At 39.3% G+C, this 25,024-nt stretch carries 22 protein-coding genes and 2 tRNA genes; 23 read left to right on the plus strand and 1 reads right to left on the minus strand.

Going from position 1 to position 25,024, the window contains the following annotated elements; genetic code table 11:
* The first annotated feature begins 90 nt into the window (after positions 1 to 90).
* From QM419_RS01675 to QM419_RS01775, 21 genes are all read left to right on the plus strand, one after another.
* Positions 91 to 633 (plus strand): hypothetical protein, encoded by a 543-nt coding sequence (locus QM419_RS01675; protein WP_414277678.1) that lies wholly within the window; start codon positions 91 to 93, stop codon positions 631 to 633.
* Positions 623 to 1,441 carry an aminoglycoside 6-adenylyltransferase gene (locus tag QM419_RS01680; protein WP_414277679.1) on the plus strand — a complete coding sequence of 273 codons (819 nt, stop codon included), beginning with the start codon at positions 623 to 625 and terminating at the stop codon, positions 1,439 to 1,441. The genes QM419_RS01675 and QM419_RS01680 overlap by 11 nt, the downstream gene beginning before the upstream one ends.
* 329 nt (positions 1,442 to 1,770) lie before the next feature.
* Positions 1,771 to 4,248 (plus strand): DNA topoisomerase IV subunit A, encoded by a 2,478-nt coding sequence (parC, locus tag QM419_RS01685; RefSeq protein WP_414277680.1) that lies wholly within the window; start codon positions 1,771 to 1,773, stop codon positions 4,246 to 4,248.
* 124 nt (positions 4,249 to 4,372) lie between these two features.
* Positions 4,373 to 5,395: a branched-chain amino acid aminotransferase gene (locus QM419_RS01690; protein ID WP_414277681.1), complete on the plus strand. Its 1,023-nt coding sequence runs from the start codon at positions 4,373 to 4,375 to the stop codon at positions 5,393 to 5,395.
* A 21-nt stretch (positions 5,396 to 5,416) separates the two neighbouring features.
* Positions 5,417 to 7,384: a peptide ABC transporter substrate-binding protein gene (locus tag QM419_RS01695; RefSeq protein WP_414277682.1), complete on the plus strand. Its 1,968-nt coding sequence runs from the start codon at positions 5,417 to 5,419 to the stop codon at positions 7,382 to 7,384.
* 31 nt (positions 7,385 to 7,415) lie between these two features.
* Positions 7,416 to 8,105, plus strand: coding sequence for a 5-oxoproline transporter, DUF969 family subunit (locus QM419_RS01700; RefSeq protein ID WP_254729802.1), 690 nt, complete (start codon positions 7,416 to 7,418; stop codon positions 8,103 to 8,105).
* Positions 8,102 to 9,025 carry a DUF979 domain-containing protein gene (locus QM419_RS01705; RefSeq protein ID WP_414277683.1) on the plus strand — a complete coding sequence of 308 codons (924 nt, stop codon included), beginning with the start codon at positions 8,102 to 8,104 and terminating at the stop codon, positions 9,023 to 9,025. The genes QM419_RS01700 and QM419_RS01705 overlap by 4 nt, the downstream gene beginning before the upstream one ends.
* Positions 9,026 to 9,038: 13 nt before the next feature.
* Entirely contained in the window at positions 9,039 to 9,683 is a 645-nt protein-coding gene (gene pcp / locus QM419_RS01710; RefSeq protein ID WP_414277684.1) for a pyroglutamyl-peptidase I, read from the plus strand.
* Between the two features lie 134 nt (positions 9,684 to 9,817).
* Entirely contained in the window at positions 9,818 to 10,048 is a 231-nt protein-coding gene (locus QM419_RS01715) for a DUF2969 domain-containing protein (RefSeq protein WP_006153263.1), read from the plus strand.
* Positions 10,049 to 10,097: 49 nt separating this feature from the next.
* A tRNA-Tyr gene (locus QM419_RS01720) sits at positions 10,098 to 10,178 on the plus strand.
* 9 nt (positions 10,179 to 10,187) lie between these two features.
* A tRNA-Gln gene (locus tag QM419_RS01725) sits at positions 10,188 to 10,259 on the plus strand.
* Positions 10,260 to 10,418: 159 nt separating this feature from the next.
* Positions 10,419 to 11,621, plus strand: coding sequence for a 30S ribosomal protein S1 (rpsA, locus tag QM419_RS01730; protein ID WP_004253232.1), 1,203 nt, complete (start codon positions 10,419 to 10,421; stop codon positions 11,619 to 11,621).
* An 84-nt stretch (positions 11,622 to 11,705) separates the two neighbouring features.
* Positions 11,706 to 12,203, plus strand: a complete 498-nt coding sequence (locus QM419_RS01735) for a GAF domain-containing protein (protein WP_254724081.1) — start codon at positions 11,706 to 11,708, stop codon at positions 12,201 to 12,203.
* Positions 12,203 to 13,867, plus strand: a complete 1,665-nt coding sequence (gene dnaX / locus QM419_RS01740; RefSeq protein ID WP_414277685.1) for a DNA polymerase III subunit gamma/tau — start codon at positions 12,203 to 12,205, stop codon at positions 13,865 to 13,867. Before QM419_RS01735 ends, dnaX begins: the two co-directional genes overlap by 1 nt.
* A 22-nt stretch (positions 13,868 to 13,889) precedes the next feature.
* Positions 13,890 to 14,084, plus strand: a complete 195-nt coding sequence (locus QM419_RS01745; RefSeq protein WP_006153320.1) for a DUF3272 family protein — start codon at positions 13,890 to 13,892, stop codon at positions 14,082 to 14,084.
* Positions 14,085 to 14,238: 154 nt separating this feature from the next.
* Positions 14,239 to 15,009, plus strand: a complete 771-nt coding sequence (gene sufC / locus QM419_RS01750; RefSeq protein WP_000114489.1) for a Fe-S cluster assembly ATPase SufC — start codon at positions 14,239 to 14,241, stop codon at positions 15,007 to 15,009.
* A 27-nt stretch (positions 15,010 to 15,036) separates the two neighbouring features.
* Complete coding sequence (gene sufD / locus QM419_RS01755) at positions 15,037 to 16,299, plus strand: Fe-S cluster assembly protein SufD (protein ID WP_414277686.1); 1,263 nt, start codon at positions 15,037 to 15,039, stop codon at positions 16,297 to 16,299.
* A 10-nt stretch (positions 16,300 to 16,309) separates the two neighbouring features.
* Complete coding sequence (locus QM419_RS01760; protein WP_414277687.1) at positions 16,310 to 17,536, plus strand: cysteine desulfurase; 1,227 nt, start codon at positions 16,310 to 16,312, stop codon at positions 17,534 to 17,536.
* Entirely contained in the window at positions 17,523 to 17,963 is a 441-nt protein-coding gene (gene sufU / locus QM419_RS01765; protein ID WP_414277688.1) for a Fe-S cluster assembly sulfur transfer protein SufU, read from the plus strand. The genes QM419_RS01760 and sufU overlap by 14 nt, the downstream gene beginning before the upstream one ends.
* A gap of 57 nt (positions 17,964 to 18,020) precedes the next feature.
* On the plus strand, positions 18,021 to 19,433 hold the full coding sequence (gene sufB, locus QM419_RS01770) for a Fe-S cluster assembly protein SufB (RefSeq protein ID WP_414277689.1): 1,413 nt from the start codon (positions 18,021 to 18,023) through the stop codon (positions 19,431 to 19,433).
* Between the two features lie 123 nt (positions 19,434 to 19,556).
* On the plus strand, positions 19,557 to 20,954 hold the full coding sequence (locus QM419_RS01775) for an APC family permease (protein WP_414253755.1): 1,398 nt from the start codon (positions 19,557 to 19,559) through the stop codon (positions 20,952 to 20,954).
* A 29-nt stretch (positions 20,955 to 20,983) separates the two neighbouring features.
* Here QM419_RS01775 and pbp3 read toward each other — a convergent pair whose 3' ends face one another.
* Positions 20,984 to 22,225, minus strand: a complete 1,242-nt coding sequence (gene pbp3 / locus QM419_RS01780) for a D-alanyl-D-alanine carboxypeptidase PBP3 (protein ID WP_414253754.1) — start codon at positions 22,223 to 22,225, stop codon at positions 20,984 to 20,986.
* Positions 22,226 to 22,330: 105 nt separating this feature from the next.
* Here pbp3 and QM419_RS01785 point away from each other — a divergent pair, with 105 nt between their 5' ends.
* The gene (locus tag QM419_RS01785) at positions 22,331 to 23,422 is read left to right on the plus strand and encodes an AI-2E family transporter (RefSeq protein ID WP_195183323.1); all 1,092 of its coding nucleotides are present in this window, start codon (positions 22,331 to 22,333) and stop codon (positions 23,420 to 23,422) included.
* A 207-nt stretch (positions 23,423 to 23,629) separates the two neighbouring features.
* The gene (gene tuf / locus QM419_RS01790) at positions 23,630 to 24,826 is read left to right on the plus strand and encodes an elongation factor Tu (RefSeq protein WP_006154249.1); all 1,197 of its coding nucleotides are present in this window, start codon (positions 23,630 to 23,632) and stop codon (positions 24,824 to 24,826) included.
* The last annotated feature ends 198 nt before the right edge of the window (positions 24,827 to 25,024 follow it).

Here is a 25,024-nt window from a genome sequence, read left to right on the forward strand (position 1 = left end):
AAAATTATGATAAATGGCGTCAGTCTCAAGGATTGATCTGAAAAATCGTCTATATTTCTTAATCTTAGCTCTTTAAAAGAGGTGTACATCATGATAAGTTTATTGTATCATACTCCTTTTCTTGCGATAGTTTTAGCTATAGGTGCAGTTATGTTTATAACAGCTAAACAAGGAAAACCTGAGAAAATTCGCTTTCTTGAATTCTTACTATTAGCTATAGTAACCGCCTGTGTCTTTTTATTTGATAATCCTTTTAGATCCAATCCTTATGCAGGTTTGCTATTCTATACTTTTGACATTTTTATTTTCACACCAGCTAGCTTAGCTTTTGGATTCACAGCTATTTATAAGAGCAATAAACATCTCAAACATTATCCTAGTAGTTACTCAAAACTTCTTAGGCTAAATGCTTGGTTTTTAGAAATATTTTCAGTTATTAATTTCCTATTTTTAATGCTGACGGAAGAAATGGGAATTATGTTGCTGCTACCTTTTTTTGGAATTAGTTCTATCATTCAATTTATAGTCGGAGAGCTTGAAAGAAAAAGAGTTCAGAAGCTTCTTCAGCAAAGAAATGAAGATGCTGTTATTCAGAACCTAGAGACCACTGAGGAAGAACCACATGAGAACTGACCAGGAAATACTTGAACTAATTTTAGAAACAGCTAAAAAGTTACAAGTCGATGCTGTCGCCATGTCCGGTTCGCGGACAAATTCACAAGCTCCAAAAGACGAATTTCAAGACTATGATGTTGTTTATGTCGTGGACGACTTAGATAATTTGACGAGTGACCTTGCTTGGTTGGACCAGTTTGGCACACGTATCATTGAGCAACATAACATCCTAGGCAACCGTCGTCTCTATCTCATGCTATTTGAAGATGGCAATCGGATTGATTTAACCCTCTGCCCCAAAGACCACATTCAAGAGTGGGTAGAAAGCGAAGCGGATTTCACGGTGCTAGAGGACACTAAGGGCTTGTTTGAGACCTATTCTCCAAGTCCAGATCGTTACTGGATAACCCCAGCTAGTGCGATTGATTTTGAAAAAGCTTGTAATGAATTTTGGTGGGTTTCCGCCTATGTGGTTAAAGGAATCTGTCGCAAGCAAGTCTTCTATGCCATTGACCATCTTTATGGTATTTGTCAACAAGAACTCTTGAAAATCTTAGTTTGGCAGGTGGCAAGTGATAGAGAAGCAGTCGACATCGGTAAAAACTACAAGTATCTCTTTAGCTACTTGACTGCTGAGAAGGAGAAGGAATTCTCTTCTCTCCTTGATTTTTCAAGTATAGAGAAAATCACTCAGTCATTATTGGCTACTATGAGTCTCTTTCATAGAGAAGCGCAAGATTTAGCCAAGAAGATGGGCTTTGACTACGATAAAGAAGTAGCTGAGAAGATGATTAAGTATGCTGAGGAAAAACTTCTAAATCACTAAGAAAATAAAGAACACAATTCAAAACTTTAAATTACAGAGAGGATAGTTTAGTTATATAAAGTAACTGAACACTTTCGTCTATAAAAAACTACTCTATATTCTTTGAAAGGAGTTGAACACGCCCTAAATACTGTGTGAAAACTCCTGCCGTATCTTTTAAAACGTATTTTAAACTACAGAAAGGATAGTTTGGTTACTAGAGGTAACTGAACACGGGACTAATTTCTTAGGAAAAAAGACAAATCTTCTTGGGTATAACGAACCCTGCATCGATTTCCTATTTTTCTACAGAAATTTTCGGCAAGCCGAAGCGTCCCTTTGTATCTTATATGAGTAATATCCAAAATATGTCCTTGGAGGACATCATGGGAGAGCGCTTTGGGCGCTACTCCAAATACATCATTCAAGACCGGGCTTTGCCAGACATTCGTGATGGATTGAAGCCGGTTCAACGCCGTATTCTTTATTCGATGAATAAGGATGGCAATACTTTTGATAAGAGCTACCGTAAATCAGCCAAGTCTGTCGGGAACATCATGGGTAATTTCCATCCACACGGAGATTCTTCTATCTATGATGCCATGGTCCGCATGTCTCAGGACTGGAAAAACCGTGAGATTCTAGTTGAAATGCATGGGAACAACGGTTCTATGGACGGGGATCCGCCTGCGGCTATGCGTTATACCGAGGCCCGCTTGTCTGAGATTGCAGGCTACCTTCTTCAGGATATCGAGAAAAAGACAGTTCCTTTTGCTTGGAACTTTGATGATACTGAAAAAGAGCCAACTGTCTTGCCAGCGGCTTTTCCAAACCTTTTAGTCAATGGTTCAACTGGAATTTCGGCTGGTTATGCCACAGATATTCCACCGCATAATTTGGCCGAAGTTATTGAAGCTACGGTTTATATGATTGATCACCCGACTGCTAAGGTTGAAAAGCTCATGGAATTCTTGCCTGGGCCAGATTTCCCTACTGGTGCCATTATCCAAGGTCGTGATGAAATCAAAAAGGCCTATGAAACTGGTAAAGGGCGCGTAGTTGTTCGTTCTAAGACTGAAATTGAGAAGCTAAAAGGTGGTAAGGAACAAATCGTTATCACTGAGATTCCTTATGAAATCAATAAAGCTAACTTAGTCAAGAAAATCGATGAAGTACGTGTCAATAACAAGGTAGCAGGCATCGCTGAGGTTCGGGATGAGTCTGACCGTGATGGTCTTCGTATTGCTATTGAACTTAAGAAAGATGCGAACACAGAGCTTGTTCTCAATTACCTTTTCAAGTATACTGACCTACAAATCAACTACAACTTCAACATGGTGGCTATTGACAATTTCACCCCTCGTCAGGTTGGAATTGTGCCTATCTTATCTAGCTATATTGCCCACCGTCGTGAAGTTATCTTGGCGCGTTCTCGCTTTGATAAGGAAAAGGCTGAAAAACGTCTTCATATCGTGGAAGGTTTGATTTGTGTCATCTCTATCCTGGATGAAGTTATTGCCCTTATCCGTGCTTCTGAAAATAAGGCTGATGCCAAGGAAAACCTCAAGGTCAGCTATGAATTTACAGAAGAACAGGCTGAGGCCATCGTTACTTTGCAACTTTATCGTTTAACGAATACAGACGTTGTTGTCTTGCAGGAAGAAGAAGCAGAACTTCGTGAGAAGATTGCGATGCTTGCGGCTATCATCGGTGATGAACGAACTATGTACAATCTCATGAAAAAAGAGCTTCGTGAGGTCAAGAAGAAGTTTGCTACACCACGTTTGAGTAGTTTAGAAGATACTGCTAAAGTGATTGAGATTGATACAGCTAGTCTTATCGCTGAAGAAGATACTTACGTCAGCGTGACTAAGGCAGGCTACATCAAACGTACTAGCCCTCGTTCCTTCGCAGCTTCAACACTGGAAGAAATTGGTAAACGGGATGATGACCGCTTGCTATTCGTCCAATCTGTCAAAACTACTCAGCATCTCTTAATCTTTACAACGCTTGGGAATGTCATTTACCGCCCTGTCCATGAGTTGGCAGACATTCGTTGGAAGGATATCGGGGAGCACTTGAGCCAAACGATTACAAACTTTGAAACCACTGAAGAAGTGCTATACGTCGAAGTGGTGGATCAGTTTGACGATGCGACGACCTACTTTGCAGCGACTCGCCTTGGACAAATCAAACGAGTAGAACGCAAAGAATTCTCTCCATGGAGAACCTATCGTTCTAAATCTGTTAAATTCGCTAAGTTGAAAGACGATAGAGACCAAATTGTAGCTGTTGCACCAATCAAGCTTGATGACGTTTTATTGATTAGTAAAAATGGTTATGCCCTTAGATTTAATATCGAAGAGGTTCCAGTTGTTGGAGCCAAGGCTGCAGGGGTCAAAGCTATGAATCTGAAAGCAGATGATGAGCTTCAATCTGCCTTTATCTGCAATACTTCATCCTTCTATCTGTTAACCCAACGTGGAAGCTTGAAACGTGTTTCAACAGAGGAAATTCCAGCAACCAGTCGTGCTAAGCGTGGCCTTCAGGTTCTGAGAGAATTGAAGAGCAAACCACATCGCGTATTTGTGGCTGGTGCGGTTTCTGAACAAGGATTTATCGGAGATCTCTTCAGTACAGAAGTAGAGGATGGAGAACAAACTCTAGTTGTTCAATCAAATAACGGAACAATTTATGAGTCAATCCTGCAAGATTTGAATCTATCAGAACGTACTAGCAACGGAAGCTTTATCTCAGATACTATTTCTGATGAAGAAGTTTTTGATGCATACATCAAAGAAGTCTTTAAAGAAGAAAAAGAAGATTAAAAATCAGTCCTAGTGACTGATTTTTTATAAGCAAAATTTTCAGAAAATTACAAATAATACTTGAATTTTTAGGAGAATAGTGTAGAATAGAACACAAAGCTTGATTAGAATAAAGGAGAAATGGATGACAGTTACAATCGATTGGGAAAATCTCGGTTTTTCCTATATGAAACTACCTTATCGTTATATCGCTTATTATAAAAATGGACAATGGACTCAAGGAGAATTAACCGAGGACTCAACTCTTCACATTTCAGAATCATCTCCAAGTCTTCACTATGGACAGCAAGCATTTGAAGGATTAAAAGCCTATCGTACCAAGGATGGCAGTATTCAACTCTTTCGTCCAGATGAAAATGCCAAACGTCTGCAACGTACTTGTGATCGTCTTTTGATGCCTCAAGTTCCAACAGAAATGTTTGTAGAAGCATGTAAAGCAGTTGTTCGTGCCAATGAAGAATACGTGCCACCTTATGGAACTGGTGGAACCCTTTACCTCCGTCCACTTTTGATTGGTGTTGGAGATATCATTGGGGTAAAACCAGCAGATGAGTATATCTTTACCATCTTTGCCATGCCAGTTGGAAATTACTTTAAGGGTGGATTGGTTCCAACAAACTTCTTGATTCAAGATGAGTATGACCGTGCTGCACCAAATGGAACAGGGGCTGCTAAGGTCGGTGGTAACTATGCCGCTAGTCTTTTACCAGGAAAAATGGCTAAATCCCGTCATTTCTCAGATGTTATTTATCTAGATCCCTCAACCCACACCAAGATTGAAGAAGTAGGCTCAGCAAACTTCTTTGGAATTACAGCTGATAATGAGTTTGTAACCCCACTGAGTCCATCAATCTTGCCATCGATTACTAAGTATTCTTTGCTTTACTTGGCAGAGCATCGTTTAGGCTTGAAGCCTGTTGAGGGAGATGTACCAATTGACAGCCTTGATCGATTTGTAGAAGCAGGTGCCTGTGGAACAGCAACAGTAATCTCACCTATTGGGGGAATCCAACACGGTGATGATTTCCATGTTTTCTACAGTGAAACAGAGGTTGGTCCAGTGACTCGTAAACTATACGATGAATTGACAGGTATCCAATTTGGTGACATTGAAGCACCAGAAGGCTGGATTGTAAAAGTAGATTAAACATTATTATAGGAGATCTTTATGAAAACGAAAAAGTGGATGTTAACAACAGGAGTTGTCCTGAGTACAGCAGTTCTTCTTGTGGCTTGTGGTAAAGCTGACAAGGAAGCAGACGCACCTACTACCTTCTCTTATGTCTATGGAGTAGACCCATCATCTTTGGACTACAGTATTGCAACTCGTACTTCAACAACGGATATCATCGGTAACGTTGTTGATGGATTGTTGGAAAACGACGAATATGGAAATTTGGTTCCATCTCTAGCTGAGGATTGGAGCGTCTCACAAGACGGTTTGACTTATACTTATAAACTTCGTAAAGGAGTTAAATGGTATACCTCAGAGGGTGAAGAATACGCTGAAGTAACTGCACATGACTTTGTTACTGGGTTGAAACACGTAGCAGATGGCAAATCAGACGGTGTCACTCTTATTCAAAACTCCATCAAGGGCTTGAATGAATATATGACTGGTGAGACTAACGACTTCTCAACAGTTGGGGTTAAGGCGTTGGACGATTATACAGTCCAGTACACTCTTAATGCACCTGAAAGTTTCTGGAATTCAAAAGTGACTTCAGCGACCATGTTGCCGGTAAATGAAGAATTCCTCAAAGCTTCTGGTAAGAACTACGGAGCAGTCAGCCCATCTGGAATCCTTTATAACGGTCCATATATCTTGAAGACTTTGACTTCAAAATCGTTAATCGAATACGAAAAGAATCCAAATTATTGGGATAAAGAAAAGGTTAAAATTGAGAAAGTTAAATTGACCTACTATGATGGTTCAGACCAAGAATCATTGATCCGTAGTTTCTCTTCAGGTGTTTATACAACAGCTCGTATCTTCCCAAGTAGCTCAAACTTTGCTTCTACTTTGGAACAATACGGAGACAAAATTACATACAGTCCACAGGATTCAACTAGTTACTACTTTACCTTTAACGTAAACCGTCAATCATACAATAAGACAGCAAAAACAAGTGAAGAACAGAAAACTTCTACAAAAGAAGCAATGTTGAACAAGGATTTCCGTCAAGCAATCAACTTTGCCTTCAACCGTCATTCTTATGCTGCACAGCTCAATGGTGAAGATGGTGCGGATAAGATTATTCGTAACAGTCTAGTTCCAGATAACTTTGTACAATCTGGCGGTAAAAACTTTGGTGACATCGCTCAAGCAGAATTGGTTAACTACGGCGACCAATGGAAAGGCGTTGAGCTTGTAGACGGAAAAGATACCATCTACAATCCTGATAAAGCCAAAGCTTCGTTTGAGAAAGCTAAGAAAGAATTGGAAGCAAAAGGTGTAACTTTCCCAATTCACTTGGATGTTCCAGTTGAGCAAACAGATACAATTGCAGTTCAACAAAGCAATTCCTTTAAACAATCAATCGAGTCAACTCTTGGTTCTGAAAATGTCGTGATCGATGTTCTTCAGATGACTGATAACGAGAAGGAAAGTATTACATCTCAAGCACGTGTTCCTGCTCAAAAAGACTATGACTTGAACAGTACTGGTTGGGCTCCAAGCTATCAAGACCCAGCAAGTTATCTAAATATCATGGATCCTAAAACTGGTTCTGCTATGAAACACCTTGGTATTACGAAAGGTAAAGACAAGGAAGTAGTAGCTCAACTTGGTCTGGACGAATACAAGAAACTCTTGGATGATGCTGTTTCTGAGACAAACGATTTAGACAAGAGATATGAAAAATATGCCAAAGCGCAAGCATGGCTTACTGATAGTTCTCTCTTGATGCCAACAGCTTCATCAGGTGGTTCACCAGTAGTCAGCAACATCGTTCCTTTCTCTAAACCATACTCACAAGTAGGTATTAAGGGTGATCCATACATCTTCAAGGGTATGAAATTGCAAAAAGAGATTGTTACGGCTAAAGAATATCAAGCAGCTCTTGAAAAATGGCAAAAAGAGAAATTGGAATCAAACAATAAATACCAAAAAGAACTAGAAAGTCATGTCAAATAAACCAGACTAGTATTTTGGAAAAGGGGCCTATATGGAATGGATTAAACTAATAGGGATAGTTATCATTGTGATTGGTTTTATCTATAAATTAGATACCATTGCAACGGTAGTCTTAGCTAGTTTAGTTACAGCTCTAGTTTCTGGAGTTTCTCTTGTTGAGTTCTTGGAAATTTTGGGAAAAGAATTTAGCAATCAACGAGTTCTAACGATTTTTATGGTAACCTTGCCCCTGGTAGGTTTATCTGAAACTTTTGGCCTCAAGCAACGGTCGATTGATTTGATTCAAAGGATAAAGGGGCTGACCGTAGGAAGTTTTTATACCGTTTATTTCTTTTTTCGGGAACTTGACAGCTTCTTTGCCATTCGTATCGGAGGACATCCGCAGTTTGTGAGACCCTTGGTTCAACCCATGGGACAGGCAGCAGCAGAGTTACAATTAGGTAGAAAATTAACAGAGCAGGAAAGCGAAGCGCTAAAAGCGCGTGCAGCAGCAAATGATAATTTTGCAAATTTCTTTGCTCAGAATACTTTCGTTGGTGCAGGTGGTGTCCTCTTAGTTGGGGGCACTCTGGACCAATTAGGTTACGAAAGTAATTATGCAGGCATCGCTTCGGCTTCACTTATTATTGCAGGAGTTGCCCTTATTGTAGTAGGGATTTACAATTACTTGTTTGATAAAAAACTGCTAACTAATAAGCTTAGTAAAGGGAAAGAAGAATGACCAATCTAGCAAGACAGTTATTAGAGTTGACCTATATTGTGATTGGTTGTCAATTCCTTCATACGGCTTATTGTAGCTATAGAGATAAAACAAACCCAGTTCGCTTTGGAACAGCTGGGTTTTGGGCTTTATTGGGTATCAGTTTTATTGGTGGTTCCTATTTACCATCGATCTTGATTGGTACTATTGTAGTGCTCTTAGCCCTACTGACGCTCTTTAAACAGATTCGTATCGGAACCTTGCCGTCTCTGGATGAAGTCAAGGCAAATATTGAAGCCAAACGATTAAAGAATAAAATTTTTATCCCAGTCATGTTAATGGCTTTGATTGCTTTAGTATTAGCAAAAGTAATTCCTGAGTTTAGTAAGATAGCTATCAGCCTTGCAGCATTTTTTGCAACCCTGTCTCTTCTTTTCATTACCAAGAGTTCTCCTAAGAGCTTATTAGCAGAAAACAATCGAATGGTCCAACAAGTTTCAACCAGTGGTATTGTTCCTCAGCTTTTAGGAGCTTTGGGTGCGATTTTTACCGTAGCAGGAGTGGGAGACTTGATTTCGCATTTGATAAGCGGTCTAGTGCCTTCGGGTAGTCGTTTTATGGGAGTGGTAGCTTATGTCCTTGGGATGGTTCTATTTTCCATGATAATGGGGAATGCATTTGCTGCTTTCACAGTCATTACAGCTGGGATTGGTGTTCCCTTTGTATTTGCCTTGGGAGCTGATCCAATCGTAGCTGCTGCCTTGGCAATGACAGCTGGTTGTTGTGGAACCTTATTGACTCCAATGGCTGCCAATTTCAATACTCTACCTGTGGCCCTTTTGGATATGAAAGATCCAAATGGCGTTATCAAAGCGCAAATAGGAGTAGCTACTGTCATGATTATCATACATGTATTTCTGATGTACTTTTTGGCATTTTAGTAAAGGAAATAAAATGAAAATATTAGTTACAGGATTTGATCCTTTTGGTGGTGAACAGGTTAATCCAGCTCTAGAAGCAGTTAAATCATTACCGTCTGTAATTCATGGAGCTGAGATACGCTGGGTAGAGATTCCAACTGTCTTTTATAAATCAGCAGAGGTTTTAGAAGCAGAAATAAATCGATACCACCCAGATGTGGTGCTTTGCATCGGACAAGCAGGAGGAAGAGCGAGTTTAACTCCTGAGAGAGTTGCAATCAACCAAGATGATGCTAGAATTCCAGATAACCAAGGAAATCAACCGATTGACACTCCAATTCGCCTTGATGGAGAAGCTGCCTACTTTAGCACACTCCCTATCAAAGCAATGGTACAAGCCATAAAAGAAGAAGGGCTACCAGCTTCAGTATCCAATTCAGCAGGAACTTTTGTTTGCAATCATCTGATGTATCAGGCTCTCTATTTAGCGGATAAGAAATTTCCACATATGAGAGCAGGTTTTATGCATATCCCCTATATGACAGAACAAGTGGTAAATAAGCCTAATACTGCATCCATGTGCTTAAGAGATATTGTCCGAGGTATCGAAGTTGCTATTGGTGCTATCGTAGACCATAAAGATAAAGATTTGAAATTAGTCGGAGGGGCGACTCACTAATGATTCAATTTTCAAATTAAAAAATTTTCTATTTTATTCCTTAAACTCTCTGTCAAGATAAGCATGATAGAGAGTTTTTTCTTGCTAGATTAAGGAATTTCTTGTAAAATAGAAAAAGTGAAAAGAGGTATGGTATGAGCAAAAAAGATAAAAAAATTGAGATTCAATTGTCAGATGCTAAAGTAGTAGTTGGAAAAGATAAGTACGCTGGTTACACATTAACAATTGGTAAAAAGTTAATCGGTGAAATTGCCGAACTAGATGACCAATTTGCAATCATAAAGAATGGAAATGTCGATAGTTTTTACAAGAATCTTGAAAAAGCTGTGGAAATATTGATTGAGAACTATAATTTAGCAAAATAATGCTTGTTTTTTGCAAATTTTCATGATATAATAGTTTTCGTTGATTGTCGGAGAGATAGCGAAGAGGCTAAACGCGGCGGACTGTAAATCCGCTCCTTCGGGTTCGGGGGTTCGAATCCCTCTCTCTCCATATCATCAATGGGGTATAGCCAAGCGGTAAGGCAAGGGACTTTGACTCCCTCATGCGTTGGTTCGAATCCAGCTACCCCAGTTCTTAGGTAATAAATTCAAGATAAAAAGAAAAATATCTTAGGGTATTTTATTTTTATAATTGAAGGACGTTCGAGATGTTCATGTCGTTGCGGGTGCTTAGGAAAAAAATTATAAGTATGTCAAGTTAAAAAGACTTGATTGTTGGAGGATTTTTTAGATGAATGAATTTGAAGATTTGCTAAATAGCGTTAGCCAAGTTGAACCTGGTGATGTTGTTAGTGCTGAAGTATTGACAGTTGATGCTAATCAAGCTAACGTTGCAATCTCTGGAACTGGTGTTGAAGGTGTCTTGACTCTTCGCGAATTGACAAACGATCGCGATGCAGATATCAATGACTTTGTAAAAGTAGGTGAAGTATTTGATGTTCTTGTACTTCGTCAAGTAGTTGGTAAAGATACTGATACAGTAACATACCTTGTATCTAAAAAACGCCTTGAAGCTCGCAAAGCATGGGACAAACTTGTAGGACGCGAAGAAGAAGTTGTTACAGTTAAAGGAACTCGCGCTGTTAAAGGTGGACTTTCAGTAGAATTTGAAGGTTTGCGTGGATTTATCCCAGCTTCAATGTTGGATACTCGTTTCGTACGTAACACTGAGCGTTTTGTAGGTCAAGAATTTGAAGCTAAAATCAAAGAAGTTGACCCTAAAGAAAACCGCTTCATCCTTTCACGTCGTGAAGTTGTAGAAGCAGCTACTGCAGCAGCTCGTGCAGAAGTTTTCGGTAAATTGGCTGCTGGTGATGTAGTAACTGGTAAAGTTGCTCGTATCACAAGCTTCGGTGCTTTCATCGACCTTGGTGGTGTTGATGGATTGGTTCACTTGACTGAATTGTCACACGAACGTAACGTTTCTCCAAAATCAGTTGTAACTGTTGGTGAAGAAGTAGAAGTGAAAATCCTTGACCTTAACGAAGAAGAAGGACGTGTATCACTTTCACTTAAAGCAACAACACCTGGACCATGGGATGGCGTTGAGCAAAAATTGGCTAAAGGTGACGTTGTAGAAGGTACAGTTAAACGTTTGACTGACTTCGGTGCATTTGTTGAAGTATTGCCAGGTATCGATGGACTTGTTCACGTATCACAAATTTCACACAAACGTATTGAAAATCCAAAAGAAGCTCTTACAGTTGGTCAAGAAGTTACTGTTAAAGTTCTTGATGTTAATGCTGATGCAGAACGTGTATCACTTTCTATCAAAGCTCTTGAAGAGCGTCCAGCTCAAGAAGAAGGACAAAACGAAGAAAAACGTGCTCCACGTCCACGTCGTCCAAAACGTCAAGAAAAACGTGACTTTGAACTTCCTGAAACTCAAACAGGATTCTCAATGGCTGACTTGTTCGGAGACATCGAACTTTAATCAATCAGAACTAATTATAAATCCTTTGTTGTAAAACAAGGGATTTTTCTTTTTTCAACTAGTATTTTTTGATATAATGGATTTATGTTACATTCCGAAAAAAAATCAATTTACCAAATTGTAAATGAACAACTCTCTAGTCTTTTAGAAGGTGAGACCAATGTGTTGGCTAATCTATCAAATGCCAGTGCTCTCTTAAAAATGAACTTTCCTCGTACTGTCTTTGCAGGTTTCTATTTATATGACGGAAATGAGCTTATTTTAGGCCCTTTTCAGGGTGGAGTCTCATGTGTTAGAATTGCGCTCGGAAAAGGAGTTTGCGGTGAGTCAGCGGCTGGCCGTCAAACAGTCATCGTTGGTGATGTCAAGACTTATCCAAACTATATTTCTTGTGATAGTAGTGCTCGTAGCGAGATCGTACTTCCAATGGTAAAAAATGGACAGCTTCTAGGTGTATTAGATTTGGACTCATCTCATATTGATGATTATGATGAAATGGATCAGAAGTATTTAGAAGAGTTTGTGTCCATTTTACTAGATAAGACAGAATGGAAATTTTCAATGTTTGAGGAGAAGGCATAATGTATCAGGCGCTTTATCGAAAATATAGAAGTCAAAATTTTTCACAGTTAGTAGGCCAGGAAGTTGTTGCTAGAACTCTTAAACAGGCTGTAGAACAGGATAAGATTAGTCACGCCTATCTCTTTTCAGGGCCTCGTGGAACTGGTAAGACTAGTGTGGCTAAGATTTTTGCTAAGGCTATGAACTGCCCTAATCAAGTAGGGGGAGAACCTTGTAATAACTGTTATATCTGTCAAGCTGTTACGGATGGAAGTTTAGAAGACGTTATCGAAATGGATGCTGCTTCTAATAATGGTGTTGATGAAATTCGTGATATTCGTGATAAATCAACCTATGCTCCAAGTATCGCTCAGTATAAGGTTTATATCATTGATGAGGTTCATATGCTTTCGACTGGTGCCTTTAATGCTCTTTTGAAAACACTGGAAGAACCAACTCCAAATGTAGTCTTTATTTTGGCAACGACTGAGCTTCATAAAATTCCTGCAACTATTTTGTCTCGTGTTCAACGATTTGAGTTCAAGTCCATTAAGACTCAGGATATTCGAGATCATATCTTTCAGATTTTAGAAAAAGAAGGGATTGATTACGAAACAGAAGCTGTTGAAATTATTGCTCGACGAGCTGAAGGTGGGATGCGAGATGCCTTGTCAATTCTAGACCAGGCATTAAGCTTAACCCAAGAAGCTACATTGACAACTGCAGTCTCAGAAGAAATCACTGGTACCATTAGTTTAAGTGCTTTGGATCATTACGTAGCTGCTTTAGCTCAGAAGGATGTACCGGGAGCCCTTCAAAATCTTGATCTGATTTTTGAGAATGGAAAGAGCATGACACGTTTTGTAGTCGATTTGCTGCAATATCTACGTGATATCTTAATTGTTCAAGCAGGCGGAGAAAATACACATCATAGTGATGCGTTTGAGAGAAACTTAGCTCTTCCGCAGGATGTCTTGTTTGAGATGATTAGTCTTGCTACTAAAAGCCTAGCTGATATTAAGGCTAGCCTACAACCTAAAATTTATGCCGAAATGATGACTATTCGTTTAGCAGAAATCGATTCTCAACCAGAACTTTCAGGTGAGGTGGCTGAGGAATTGTCTTCTCTTCGAGAAGAAGTTATACGATTGAAACAAGCTCTTGCCAATGTTGGTTCTAATCCCAAACAAACTGTTTCTACACCAAGTCGTCCGACTAACAGTAAGTCAATCTATCGTGTAGACCGAAATAAGGTGCAGTCTATTCTTCAAGAAGCAGTAGAAAATCCAGACTTAGCTCGTCAAAACTTAATCCGTCTTCAGAATGCTTGGGGAGAAGTCATTGAAAGCTTATCTGGTCCAGATAAGGCACTCTTGGCTGGTTCTAAACCAGTTGCTGCTAATGAACATCATGCGATTTTGGCTTTTGAATCGAATTTCAATGCTGGTCAAACCATGAAACGAGACAATCTTAACACCATGTTTGGGAATATTCTTAGTCGTGCTGCTGGATTTTCTCCGGAGATTCTTGCTATTTCTATGGAAGAATGGAAGGAAGTTCGAGCTGCATTTTCAAGCAGAGCCAAAGGTTCTCAAGAACAAGTCAATAAGGAAGAAACCGAAGAGTCCCTACTTCCTCAAGGCTTTGAATTTTTAGCAGATAAAGTGACCATAGCAGAAGACTAAAAGGAATTGGTGGTAAAAGACTATGAACAGACAACAATTTATTATCATGGCCTTCTTTACTGCTGCTGAGACTTATTTCTTTAATGAATCCATCATGGAGCAACGGTATATCGTGGCCTTGCTTTGGGCTATTTTGATCCTGAGAAATTTTCGCGTGAGTTATATCATGGGTAAAATTGTGAGCGCTATAGATGATCATTTTCAAGGGAAGAAGTAGCTCCTAGCTTCTAGACAAAATCAAAGCCTTTTAGGCTTTTTTTTGTTATACTATTAAGGTATATTTATTGACATTTTACTTTGTTTTTCTAGGGATTTAAAAAGGTTAAATTTCAGGTAAATACAGTAAAAAGGATGAAAAGAAAGGAACAATCATGTCAGTATTAGAGATCAAAGATCTTCACGTTGAAATTGAAGGAAAAGAAATTTTAAAAGGGGTCAATCTGACTCTTAAAACAGGAGAAATTGCAGCTATCATGGGACCAAATGGTACCGGTAAGTCTACTCTTTCAGCTGCTATTATGGGGAACCCAAACTATGAAGTCACTAAAGGTGAAGTCTTGTTTGACGGTGTAAACATCCTTGAATTGGAAGTGGATGAGCGTGCGCGTATGGGACTTTTCCTTGCCATGCAATATCCATCAGAAATTCCTGGGATTACAAATGCTGAGTTTCTTCGTGCAGCTATGAATGCTGGTAAAGAAGATGATGAGAAGATTTCAGTTCGTGAATTTATCACTAAGTTAGACGAAAAAATGGAATTGCTCAACATGAAAGAAGAAATGGCAGAGCGTTACCTCAACGAAGGTTTCTCAGGTGGTGAGAAAAAACGTAACGAAATTCTTCAACTCTTGATGTTGGAACCAACTTTTGCCCTCTTAGATGAGATTGACTCTGGTCTTGATATTGACGCCCTTAAAGTTGTCTCTAAAGGTGTAAATGCTATGCGTGGTGAAGGTTTTGGTGCTATGATCATTACTCACTACCAACGTCTTTTGAACTATATCACACCAGATGTGGTACACGTTATGATGGAAGGTCGTGTTGTTCTTTCTGGTGGTCCAGAATTGGCTGCACGCTTGGAACGTGAAGGATACGCGAAACTAGCTGAAGAACTTGGCTATGACTACAAGGAAGAATTGTAATTCCCTCGTATCTTTTAGGAGAAGTAAATGACTAAAGAAACTATTAAACTTTTTTCAGAAATGCACGCTGAACCAAGCTGGTTGTCAGACCTCCGTCAAAAAGCTTTTGATAAGATTGAGAGTTTGGAATTGCCAGTCATTGAGCGTGTCAAATTTCACCGTTGGAATCTTGGTGAAGGTACCATCACAGAAAGTGAACCATCAGCAAATGTTCCCGATTTCACTGCTTTAGATAATCACTTGAAATTGGTGCAGGTTGGAACTCAAACTGTTTTCGAACAAATTCCAGTTGAGTTGGCTGAACAAGGAGTTGTATTTACAGACTTCCATTCAGCTTTAGAAGAAATCCCAGAACTCGTAGAAGAATTTTTCATGTCATCAGTAAAATACGACGATGATAAATTGGCAGCCTACCACACAGCTTACTTTAACAGTGGTGCTGTTCTCTATATTCCAGACAATGTCGAAATCACAGAACCAATCGAAGGAATTTTCTATCAAGATAGCGATAGCGATGTGCCATTTAACAAGCATATTCTGATCATTGCAGGTAAAAACTCTAAAATCAGCTACCTCGAACGTTTAGAATCACGCGGTGAGGGTAGTGCTAAGGCGACTGCTAATATCACTGTTGAAGTTATTGCACGTTCTGGTGCTCAAGTGAAATTTGCTGCAATTGATCGTCTTGGTGAGAATGTTACTGCCTACATTAGCCGCCGTGGTAAATTGGGCAACGATGCAAGTATTGACTGGGCCATCGGTGTCATGAACGAAGGAAATGTTGTCGCTGACTTTGATAGTGACTTGATTGGTAATGGTAGCCATGCAGACCTCAAGGTCGTAGCTCTTTCAAGTGGTCGTCAGGTGCAAGGGATTGATACTCGAGTAACTAACTATGGTTGCAACTCTATCGGTAATATCCTTCAACATGGGGTTATCCTTGAAAAAGCAACTTTGACTTTCAATGGTATTGGCCACATCATCAAGGGTGCTAAGGGAGCAGATGCCCAACAAGAAAGCCGTGTTCTCATGCTTTCAGACCAAGCACGTTCCGATGCCAACCCAATTCTTTTAATTGATGAAAATGATGTTACTGCAGGGCATGCAGCGTCTATCGGACAAGTGGATCCAGAAGATATGTACTACCTTATGAGCCGTGGATTGGACAAGGCAACTGCAGAACGTTTGGTTGTTCGTGGTTTCCTTGGATCCGTTATCGTTGAGATCCCTGTCAAGGAAGTTCGTGATGAAATGATTGCGACGATCGAAGAAAAATTGTCAAAACGCTAAGGGGAAGCCTATGTTAGATGCAGAAGCTATTCGCAAGGATTTTCCAATTTTAGATCAGATTGTCAATGACGAACCTCTGGTTTATTTGGATAATGCTGCGACGACACAAAAACCACTAGCTGTTCTGGAAGCCATTAACCGCTACTATGAACAGGATAATGCAAATGTTCACCGAGGGGTTCACACCTTGGCAGAGCGTGCGACAGCATCTTATGAAGCTGCTCGTGAAACCATTGGTAAGTTTATCAACGCAGGTTCGACAAAGGAAGTACTCTTCACTAGAGGAACTACGACTAGTCTCAACTGGGTGGCACGTTTCGCTGAGGAAATCTTGACTGAGGGAGACCAGGTCTTGATTTCAGTCATGGAACACCATTCCAATATTATTCCATGGCAGGAAGCTTGCCGAAAGACTGGGGCAGAGCTTGTTTATGTCTATCTCAAAGATGGAGCTCTGGATATGGGTGACTTGCGTACTAAATTGACTGACAAAGTTAAATTTGTTTCACTAGCTCACGCATCAAACGTTCTTGGAGTGATTAATCCTATCAAAGAAATCACACAAATGGCTCACCAAGTTGGAGCCATCATGGTGGTAGATGGTGCTCAATCTACGCCTCATATGAAGATTGATGTACAGGATTTGGATGTGGACTTCTTTGCCTTTTCAGGTCACAAGATGGCTGGTCCGACTGGTATTGGCGTCCTTTACGGTAAAGAAAAGTATCTGGAACAAATGTCTCCAGTAGAATTTGGCGGCGAGATGATTGATTTTGTTTACGAGCAATCTGCTAGTTGGAAGGAATTGCCTTGGAAATTCGAGGCAGGAACTCCCAATATGGCTGGTGCTATTGGACTTGCAGCTGCCGTGGATTATCTTGAAAAGATTGGCATGGATGCCATTGAAACCCATGAACAGGAATTGATTGCATACGTCTTTCCAAAATTGCAGGCAATTGAAGGTTTGACCATTTACGGTTCGCAAGATGTGGCACAACGTTCAGGTGTCGTTGCCTTTAACCTTGGCGATCTTCATCCTCATGACCTTGCAACTGCTCTGGATTATGAAGGAGTAGCAGTTCGTGCGGGTCACCATTGTGCGCAACCTTTGCTCCAGTATTTGGAAGTCCCTGCAACAGCTCGCGCTAGTTTTTATATCTACAACACCAAGGCAGATTGCGACAAGTTGGTAGATGCCCTACAAAAGACAAAGGAGTTTTTCAATGGCACTTTCTAAACTAGATAGCCTTTATATGGCAGTGGTAGCAGACCATTCGAAAAATCCTCATCATCAAGGAAAGTTAGAAGATGCTGAGCAAATCAGTCTCAACAATCCAACCTGTGGTGATGTCATCAATCTATCTGTCAAGTTTGATGCAGATGATCGTTTGGAAGATATCGCTTTTCTAAACTCTGGTTGTACGATTTCAACTGCCTCTGCTAGTATGATGACAGATGCAGTTTTAGGAAAGACCAAGCAAGAAATCCTAGAGCTTGCGACCATTTTTTCTGAAATGGTTCAAGGTCAAAAGGATGAGCGTCAAGACCAACTTGGAGATGCAGCTTTCTTGTCAGGAGTTGCCAAATTCCCTCAACGAATCAAATGCGCAACCTTAGCTTGGAATGCTCTCAAAAGAACAATTGAAAATAAAGAAAATCAGTAAGACAAGTTTCTTTTGTCTTATGAATCAGTAGAAATGAAGAATGAAAGAAAGGATATTATGGCTGAAGAAAGAGTAGAACCAAAACCAATTGATCTTGGTGAATATAAATTTGGTTTCCATGATGATGTAGAGCCTGTCCTATCGACAGGAAAAGGATTGAACGAAGAAGTCATTCGTGAGCTATCAGCTGCTAAGGGTGAACCTGAGTGGATGTTAGAATTCCGTTTGAAATCTTATGAAACCTTCAAAAAAATGCCCATGCAAACATGGGGAGCAGACTTGTCAGAGATTGATTTTGATGACTTGATTTACTACCAAAAACCATCTGATAAACCAGCCCGTTCTTGGGATGAAGTTCCTGAAAAAATCAAAGAAACCTTTGAACGTATTGGGATTCCTGAAGCTGAGCGTGCTTATCTAGCTGGAGCTTCTGCCCAGTATGAGTCAGAAGTGGTTTACCATAACATGAAGGAAGAATTTGAGAAGTTAGGAATTATCTTTACAGATACAGATTCTGCCCTCAAGGAATACCCAGATTTGTTTAAACAATACTTTGCTAAGTTAGTACCGCCGACAGATAACAAGTTAGCTGCCCTCAACTCAGCAGTATGGTCAGGTGGAACCTTTATCTATGTACCAAAAGGTGTTAAAGTGGATATTCCACTTCAAACTTACTTCCGTATCAACAACGAAAATACTGGTCAGTTTGAACGTACCTTGATCATCGTTGATGAGGGAGCAAGTGTCCACTATGTTGAAGGATGTACAGCACCTACTTATTCAAGCAATAGCTTACATGCTGCCATTGTAGAAATCTTTGCCTTGGACGGAGCTTACATGCGTTATACAACCATCCAAAACTGGTCTGATAATGTCTATAACTTGGTAACAAAACGTGCAAAAGCCTTGAAAGATGCGACTGTTGAGTGGATTGATGGAAACTTAGGGGCCAAAACAACCATGAAATACCCATCTGTTTACCTTGATGGAGAAGGTGCGCGTGGAACTATGCTTTCGATTGCCTTTGCCAATGCAGGGCAACACCAAGATACTGGTGCTAAGATGATTCACAGTGCACCACATACAAGCTCGTCAATCGTGTCTAAATCCATCGCTAAAGGTGGAGGAAAGGTTGACTATCGTGGACAAGTAACCTTTAACAAGAACTCTAAGAAATCTGTTTCTCACATTGAGTGTGATACCATTATCATGGATGACTTGTCAGCATCAGATACCATTCCATTTAATGAAATCCACAACTCACAAGTAGCTTTGGAACACGAAGCTAAGGTTTCTAAGATTTCAGAAGAACAACTCTATTATCTCATGAGTCGTGGCTTGTCAGAATCTGAGGCAACCGAGATGATTGTCATGGGATTTGTAGAGCCCTTCACCAAAGAACTACCAATGGAATATGCAGTTGAGCTTAACCGCTTGATTAGCTATGAAATGGAAGGATCTGTCGGATAAACATTATAAATAAAAACTGAACAAATACAAATTTGTTCAGTTTTTTATATACAATTTTATAAATATTCACAAATTCCATTTTTTATGGTAAAATAAAACAATTATTGTTAGTGGAGATGAATTATGAATATTTTTAGAACCAAAGACGTAAGTCTAGGTAAAACAGAGATGCATCGTCATCTGAAATTATGGGATTTAATTCTCTTGGGAATTGGGGCCATGGTGGGAACAGGTATTTTTACCATTACAGGAACAGCTGCAGCTACATTAGCAGGTCCAGCCCTTGTTGTATCTATCGTTATCTCAGCTATCTGTGTTTCCTTATCTGCTCTCTTTTTTGCAGAGTTTGCATCCCGTGTTCCAGCAACTGGTGGTGCTTATAGTTATTTATATGCAATTTTAGGAGAATTTCCTGCTTGGATAGCTGGCTGGTTAACCATTATGGAATTTATGACAGCTGTTTCTGGTGTGGCTTCAGGTTGGGCTGCTTACTTTAAAGGTTTGCTTAGTCATTATGGAATTTCTCTGCCTCAAGCTCTAAATGGGACATTTAACCAAGCACAAGGTAGCTATATTGATCTCCTGCCAATTTTAGTCATTCTTCTTGTTACTGGTCTTGTCTTATTAAATTCAAAAACAGCTTTGCGCTTTAATTCCATTCTAGTAGTCTTGAAATTTTCTGCTCTTGCTTTATTCATCTTAGTTGGAGTCTGGTACATTAAACCTGAAAATTGGTTAGACTTTGCTCCATTTGGTTTTGGGCAGATTTATGGTGGAAGCACTGGGATTATGGCAGGTGCTTCGCTCATGTTCTTTGGATTCTTAGGTTTTGAGTCCATTTCTATGGCAGTTGATGAAATTCAAAATCCTCAGAAAAATATTCCACGTGGAATTGTTTTATCCTTGATGATTGTAACCATTCTCTATGCTTTGGTTACCCTAGTATTGACTGGTGTTGTTCACTATAGCAAGCTCAATGTTGATGATGCTGTGGCTTTTGCTCTTAGAAGCATTGGTATTGGTTGGGCGGCTAATTATGTTTCTCTGGTTGCTATTTTTACTTTGATTACAGTATGTATTTCAATGACATACGCCTTGTCTCGAATGATTTATAGTTTGGCTCGTGATGGGTTGTTGCCTAAGACTTTTAAAGAAGTGACTAAGACAAGTCGTGTTCCAAAGAATGCGACCATTTTAACAGGTCTTGTTTCAGCAATTGCAGCTGGGATCTTCCCTCTATCAAGTATCGCAGCCTTTCTAAACATCTGTACTTTAGCTTATCTCATTCTCCTAGCTTATGGAATTATCAAATTAAGAAAAGACAAGGGAGAACCTAAAGAGGGAGAATTTAAAACTCCTCTGGTACCTTTTTTACCAATCTTGTCTATTCTGATTTGTCTGTCCTTCATGCTTCAATATACTCTTGAAACTTGGATAGCATTTGTATTAGCCTTAGCAGTAGGAGTTATTATTTACTTTACTTATGGCTATAAAAACTCTACACTATCAAAAAATCAATAAAGAAAAAATCGCGATTTCTCGCGATTTTTTTATAATTTTTCATTTACAAATCGAACAAAACGATTCCACCATACTTTTAAGAAAAAGGCTTTTTCAACATTTTTTTCAGCAACCATATCAAAGGTTGGATTATCAGTAGTAATATAACCTTGACCAACTAAGTCTTTGTCTTCATAAGTCAGATGACCAACCACTGTACCTGCCTCAAGTGGTGCAGTATGCTCAGTACTATCAGGTGTATAAGTAACAGATGACTGTGCTCTACTGCCGAGACGTTGAACGATTTTTATATCTTCTTTAGCGACTGCTGTAACAGTATCTTGCTTCCCGTCATAAACTGGAGATTTGCTATCTTGATAGCTTTCCCCTTGATTGACGATTGTTTGAAGAGCGAAATTTGATGAGATATAATCTAGAAGAGCTGAAGTTGCAGTGAAACGAGCATAAGGATTACTATCTTGGTTGTCAGCATTCAGAACGACTGTGATGATACGCATTCCTTTTTCTACAGTCGTACCGACAAAAGAAGCTCCTGCTTTATCAGTTGTTCCAGTCTTAAGACCATCTATACCACCACGATAGGCAGGCATTCCATCTAACATATAGTTTGTAGAATGAATGGTCACCCCAGCGAAAGTAGAAGAAGGTTTCTTAGTGATTTCTAGAACCTGAGGATACTTGAGGATAAGATTACGTGCAACGACAGCCACATCATAGGCACTCATCTTGTTTTCGTCATCTTTCTTAGAACCAGGATAGATATTATTCCCAAGAGTTTCATTATTTAGACCAGTTGTATTGACTAGGGTCGCATCTTGGATTCCCCATTCAAGCAGTTTAGCCTTCATCATGTCAACAAAGTCTTTTTCGGATCCAGCAATCTTTTCTGATAAAGCGATAGCTGCACTATTGGCACTAGATACCAATGTTGCTTCAAGCAATTCTTCAACAGTATAGTTACGAGCTTCCATAGGAACGTTACTTGCTTCGGAGTTAGTCGTGAGCTGGTAAGGATAATCAGATATTTCTACCGGAGTGGAAAGAGTGATTTTACCTTGTTCTAGGGCCTCATATACCAAGTAAACAGTTAGCAACTTACTGATAGAGGCAATCTCTACAGGTTGAGTAGCATCTTTTTCATATAAAATCTTACCAGTATTAGCTTCAACAGCGATGGCGTGTTTTGCAGCAACATCAAAATCCTGAGCAAATACAGTTGTAGTCGAACCAAATGAAATAAGTGTTAGTATTGTTAAAAATATTTTCTTCATAGTAATTGTATTCTATCATAAAGACAAAAAATATTCTTGTTTTTATAATGTAGGTTATCAATCTTTTTCGAAATATGGTAAAATAGGAAAAAGAGGAGGTGGCTTATGTTTCGGAGAAATAAATTATTCTTCTGGACCACTGAGATATTATTAATAACCTTAATCTTCTACTTATGGAGAGAAATGGGTGCTATTATTACACCATTTGTAAGTGTCGTAAATACAATCATGATTCCCTTTTTATTAGGAGGATTTCTCTACTACTTAACAAATCCAATCGTTATCTTTTTAGAGAAAGAGTGTAAAATCAACCGAATTATTGGGATTTTGTTAACACTTTGTGCTCTCTTCGGGTCCATAGTGATAGCTGTCGTATATCTCTTACCGATTTTAATCAATCAGTTGAGTAGTTTGATCAATTCCAGCCAAGGCATCTATGGTCGACTCCAAGATTTGGTGATAGAATTATCAAAATACCCTGCTTTCCAAGAACTTGATATTCAACAAACAATTCAACAATTAAATCTTTCTTACGTTGATATTTTACAAAATATCTTAAATAGTGTGACAAATAGTGTAGGAAGTGTTCTTTCAGCTCTAGTAAGCACTGTTTTAATTATTATTATGACACCAGTTTTCTTGATTTACTTCCTTCTAGATGGGCATAAATTTTTGCCGATGCTAGAAAGAACTATTTTAAAACGAGACAAACTTAATATATCTGGTTTAATAACAAACTTGAATGCGACGATTTCCCGTTACATAAGTGGAGTATCAATCGATGCATTCATTATCGGGTGTTTGGCTTTTATCGGTTATAGTGTGATTGGCTTAAAATATGCCTTAGTTTTTGCTATTTTCTCAGGTTTAGCGAATCTGATTCCTTATGTTGGACCGAGTATTGGATTAATCCCGATGATTATTTCAAATCTGTTTACGGATCCTCAAAAGATGATAATAGCAGTTATCTATATGCTGATTATCCAACAAGTAGATGGGAATATCCTATACCCTCGAATTGTGGGTGGTGTCATGAAGGTTCATCCGATTACAATTCTCGTCCTATTATTGTTGTCAAGTAATATCTACGGTGTCGTTGGTATGATTGTTGCCGTTCCTACCTACTCGATTCTCAAAGAAATATCCAAATTCCTAGTTCGACTTTATGAAAAACATAAAGAAGTACAAGAAAAATAAAGATTTTCAAAAAGAAACAGATTCATCTGTTTCTTTTTTTATCTTTTATCAATAAATCGAGTACCGAGAAGAAGAATAAGAATAATTCACAAAATCTTTGTAAAACACTTGCAATTTAGCTAAAATTTGATAAAATAGTAAGGAAAGTTAGACTGTATTGCCTACTGTCTATCTATAAAATATATTTTATTGGAGGCTTTTACTCAAATGGCAAAAGAAAAATACGATCGTAGTAAACCACACGTTAACATTGGTACTATCGGACACGTTGACCACGGTAAAACTACCCTAACTGCAGCTATCACAACTGTTTTGGCACGTCGCTTGCCTTCAGCAGTTAACCAACCTAAAGACTATGCGTCTATCGATGCTGCTCCAGAAGAACGCGAACGCGGTATCACAATCAACACTGCGCACGTTGAGTACGAAACTGAAAAACGTCACTATGCTCACATCGACGCTCCAGGACACGCGGACTACGTTAAAAACATGATCACTGGTGCCGCTCAAATGGACGGAGCTATCCTTGTAGTAGCTTCAACTGACGGACCAATGCCACAAACTCGTGAGCACATCCTTCTTTCACGTCAGGTTGGTGTTAAACACCTTATCGTCTTCATGAACAAGATCGACTTGGTTGACGACGAAGAATTGCTTGAATTGGTTGAAATGGAAATCCGTGACCTTCTTTCAGAATACGACTTCCCAGGTGACGATCTTCCAGTTATCCAAGGTTCAGCTCTTAAAGCTCTTGAAGGTGACTCTAAATACGAAGATATCATCATGGAATTGATGAACACTGTTGATGAGTACATTCCAGAACCAGAACGTGACACTGACAAACCATTGCTTCTTCCAGTCGAGGACGTATTCTCAATCACTGGACGTGGTACAGTTGCTTCAGGACGTATCGACCGTGGTACTGTTCGTGTCAACGACGAAATCGAAATCGTTGGTATCAAAGAAGAAACTTCAAAAGCAGTTGTTACTGGTGTTGAAATGTTCCGTAAACAACTTGACGAAGGTCTTGCAGGAGATAACGTAGGTGTCCTTCTTCGTGGTGTTCAACGTGACGAAATCGAACGTGGACAAGTTATCGCTAAACCAGGTTCAATCAACCCACACAGAAAATTCAAAGGTGAAGTTTACATCCTTACTAAAGAAGAAGGTGGACGTCACACTCCATTCTTCAACAACTACCGCCCACAATTCTACTTCCGTACTACTGACGTTACAGGTTCAATCGAACTTCCAGCAGGTACTGAAATGGTAATGCCAGGTGATAACGTGACAATCGACGTTGAGTTGATCCACCCAATCGCCGTAGAACAAGGTACTACATTCTCTATCCGTGAGGGTGGACGTACTGTTGGTTCAGGTATGGTTACAGAAATCGAAGCTTAATTCGATTTAGTTCCCAGAAGAACAATTATTTAAGTCAGACATTAAAAGAATCTTGCTATGCAAGGTTCTTTTTTCTAGCTATACGAAGGCAAAATAAGACAGTATGGTAGTTGATTACGAATATAGAAACTTAATTAAATAATTATCTACTTTATTAACGAATGTATATCCTAGTTTTTCAGAATAAATTTTTATTAG

Origin of the sequence: Streptococcus infantis (assembly GCF_047464715.1) — a bacterium.
GTDB classification, from domain to species: domain Bacteria; phylum Bacillota; class Bacilli; order Lactobacillales; family Streptococcaceae; genus Streptococcus; species Streptococcus infantis_S.

Coding starts and splice junctions, on each gene's coding strand:
- QM419_RS01675 (WP_414277678.1), top strand. CDS start 91: ATGATAAGTTTATTGTATCATACTCCTTTTCTTGCGATAGTTTTAGCT.
- QM419_RS01680 (WP_414277679.1), top strand. CDS start 623: ATGAGAACTGACCAGGAAATACTTGAACTAATTTTAGAAACAGCTAAA.
- parC (WP_414277680.1), top strand. CDS start 1,771: ATGAGTAATATCCAAAATATGTCCTTGGAGGACATCATGGGAGAGCGC.
- QM419_RS01690 (WP_414277681.1), top strand. CDS start 4,373: ATGACAGTTACAATCGATTGGGAAAATCTCGGTTTTTCCTATATGAAA.
- QM419_RS01695 (WP_414277682.1), top strand. CDS start 5,417: ATGAAAACGAAAAAGTGGATGTTAACAACAGGAGTTGTCCTGAGTACA.
- QM419_RS01700 (WP_254729802.1), top strand. CDS start 7,416: ATGGAATGGATTAAACTAATAGGGATAGTTATCATTGTGATTGGTTTT.
- QM419_RS01705 (WP_414277683.1), top strand. CDS start 8,102: ATGACCAATCTAGCAAGACAGTTATTAGAGTTGACCTATATTGTGATT.
- pcp (WP_414277684.1), top strand. CDS start 9,039: ATGAAAATATTAGTTACAGGATTTGATCCTTTTGGTGGTGAACAGGTT.
- QM419_RS01715 (WP_006153263.1), top strand. CDS start 9,818: ATGAGCAAAAAAGATAAAAAAATTGAGATTCAATTGTCAGATGCTAAA.
- rpsA (WP_004253232.1), top strand. CDS start 10,419: ATGAATGAATTTGAAGATTTGCTAAATAGCGTTAGCCAAGTTGAACCT.
- QM419_RS01735 (WP_254724081.1), top strand. CDS start 11,706: ATGTTACATTCCGAAAAAAAATCAATTTACCAAATTGTAAATGAACAA.
- dnaX (WP_414277685.1), top strand. CDS start 12,203: ATGTATCAGGCGCTTTATCGAAAATATAGAAGTCAAAATTTTTCACAG.
- QM419_RS01745 (WP_006153320.1), top strand. CDS start 13,890: ATGAACAGACAACAATTTATTATCATGGCCTTCTTTACTGCTGCTGAG.
- sufC (WP_000114489.1), top strand. CDS start 14,239: ATGTCAGTATTAGAGATCAAAGATCTTCACGTTGAAATTGAAGGAAAA.
- sufD (WP_414277686.1), top strand. CDS start 15,037: ATGACTAAAGAAACTATTAAACTTTTTTCAGAAATGCACGCTGAACCA.
- QM419_RS01760 (WP_414277687.1), top strand. CDS start 16,310: ATGTTAGATGCAGAAGCTATTCGCAAGGATTTTCCAATTTTAGATCAG.
- sufU (WP_414277688.1), top strand. CDS start 17,523: ATGGCACTTTCTAAACTAGATAGCCTTTATATGGCAGTGGTAGCAGAC.
- sufB (WP_414277689.1), top strand. CDS start 18,021: ATGGCTGAAGAAAGAGTAGAACCAAAACCAATTGATCTTGGTGAATAT.
- QM419_RS01775 (WP_414253755.1), top strand. CDS start 19,557: ATGAATATTTTTAGAACCAAAGACGTAAGTCTAGGTAAAACAGAGATG.
- pbp3 (WP_414253754.1), bottom strand. CDS start 22,225: ATGAAGAAAATATTTTTAACAATACTAACACTTATTTCATTTGGTTCG.
- QM419_RS01785 (WP_195183323.1), top strand. CDS start 22,331: ATGTTTCGGAGAAATAAATTATTCTTCTGGACCACTGAGATATTATTA.
- tuf (WP_006154249.1), top strand. CDS start 23,630: ATGGCAAAAGAAAAATACGATCGTAGTAAACCACACGTTAACATTGGT.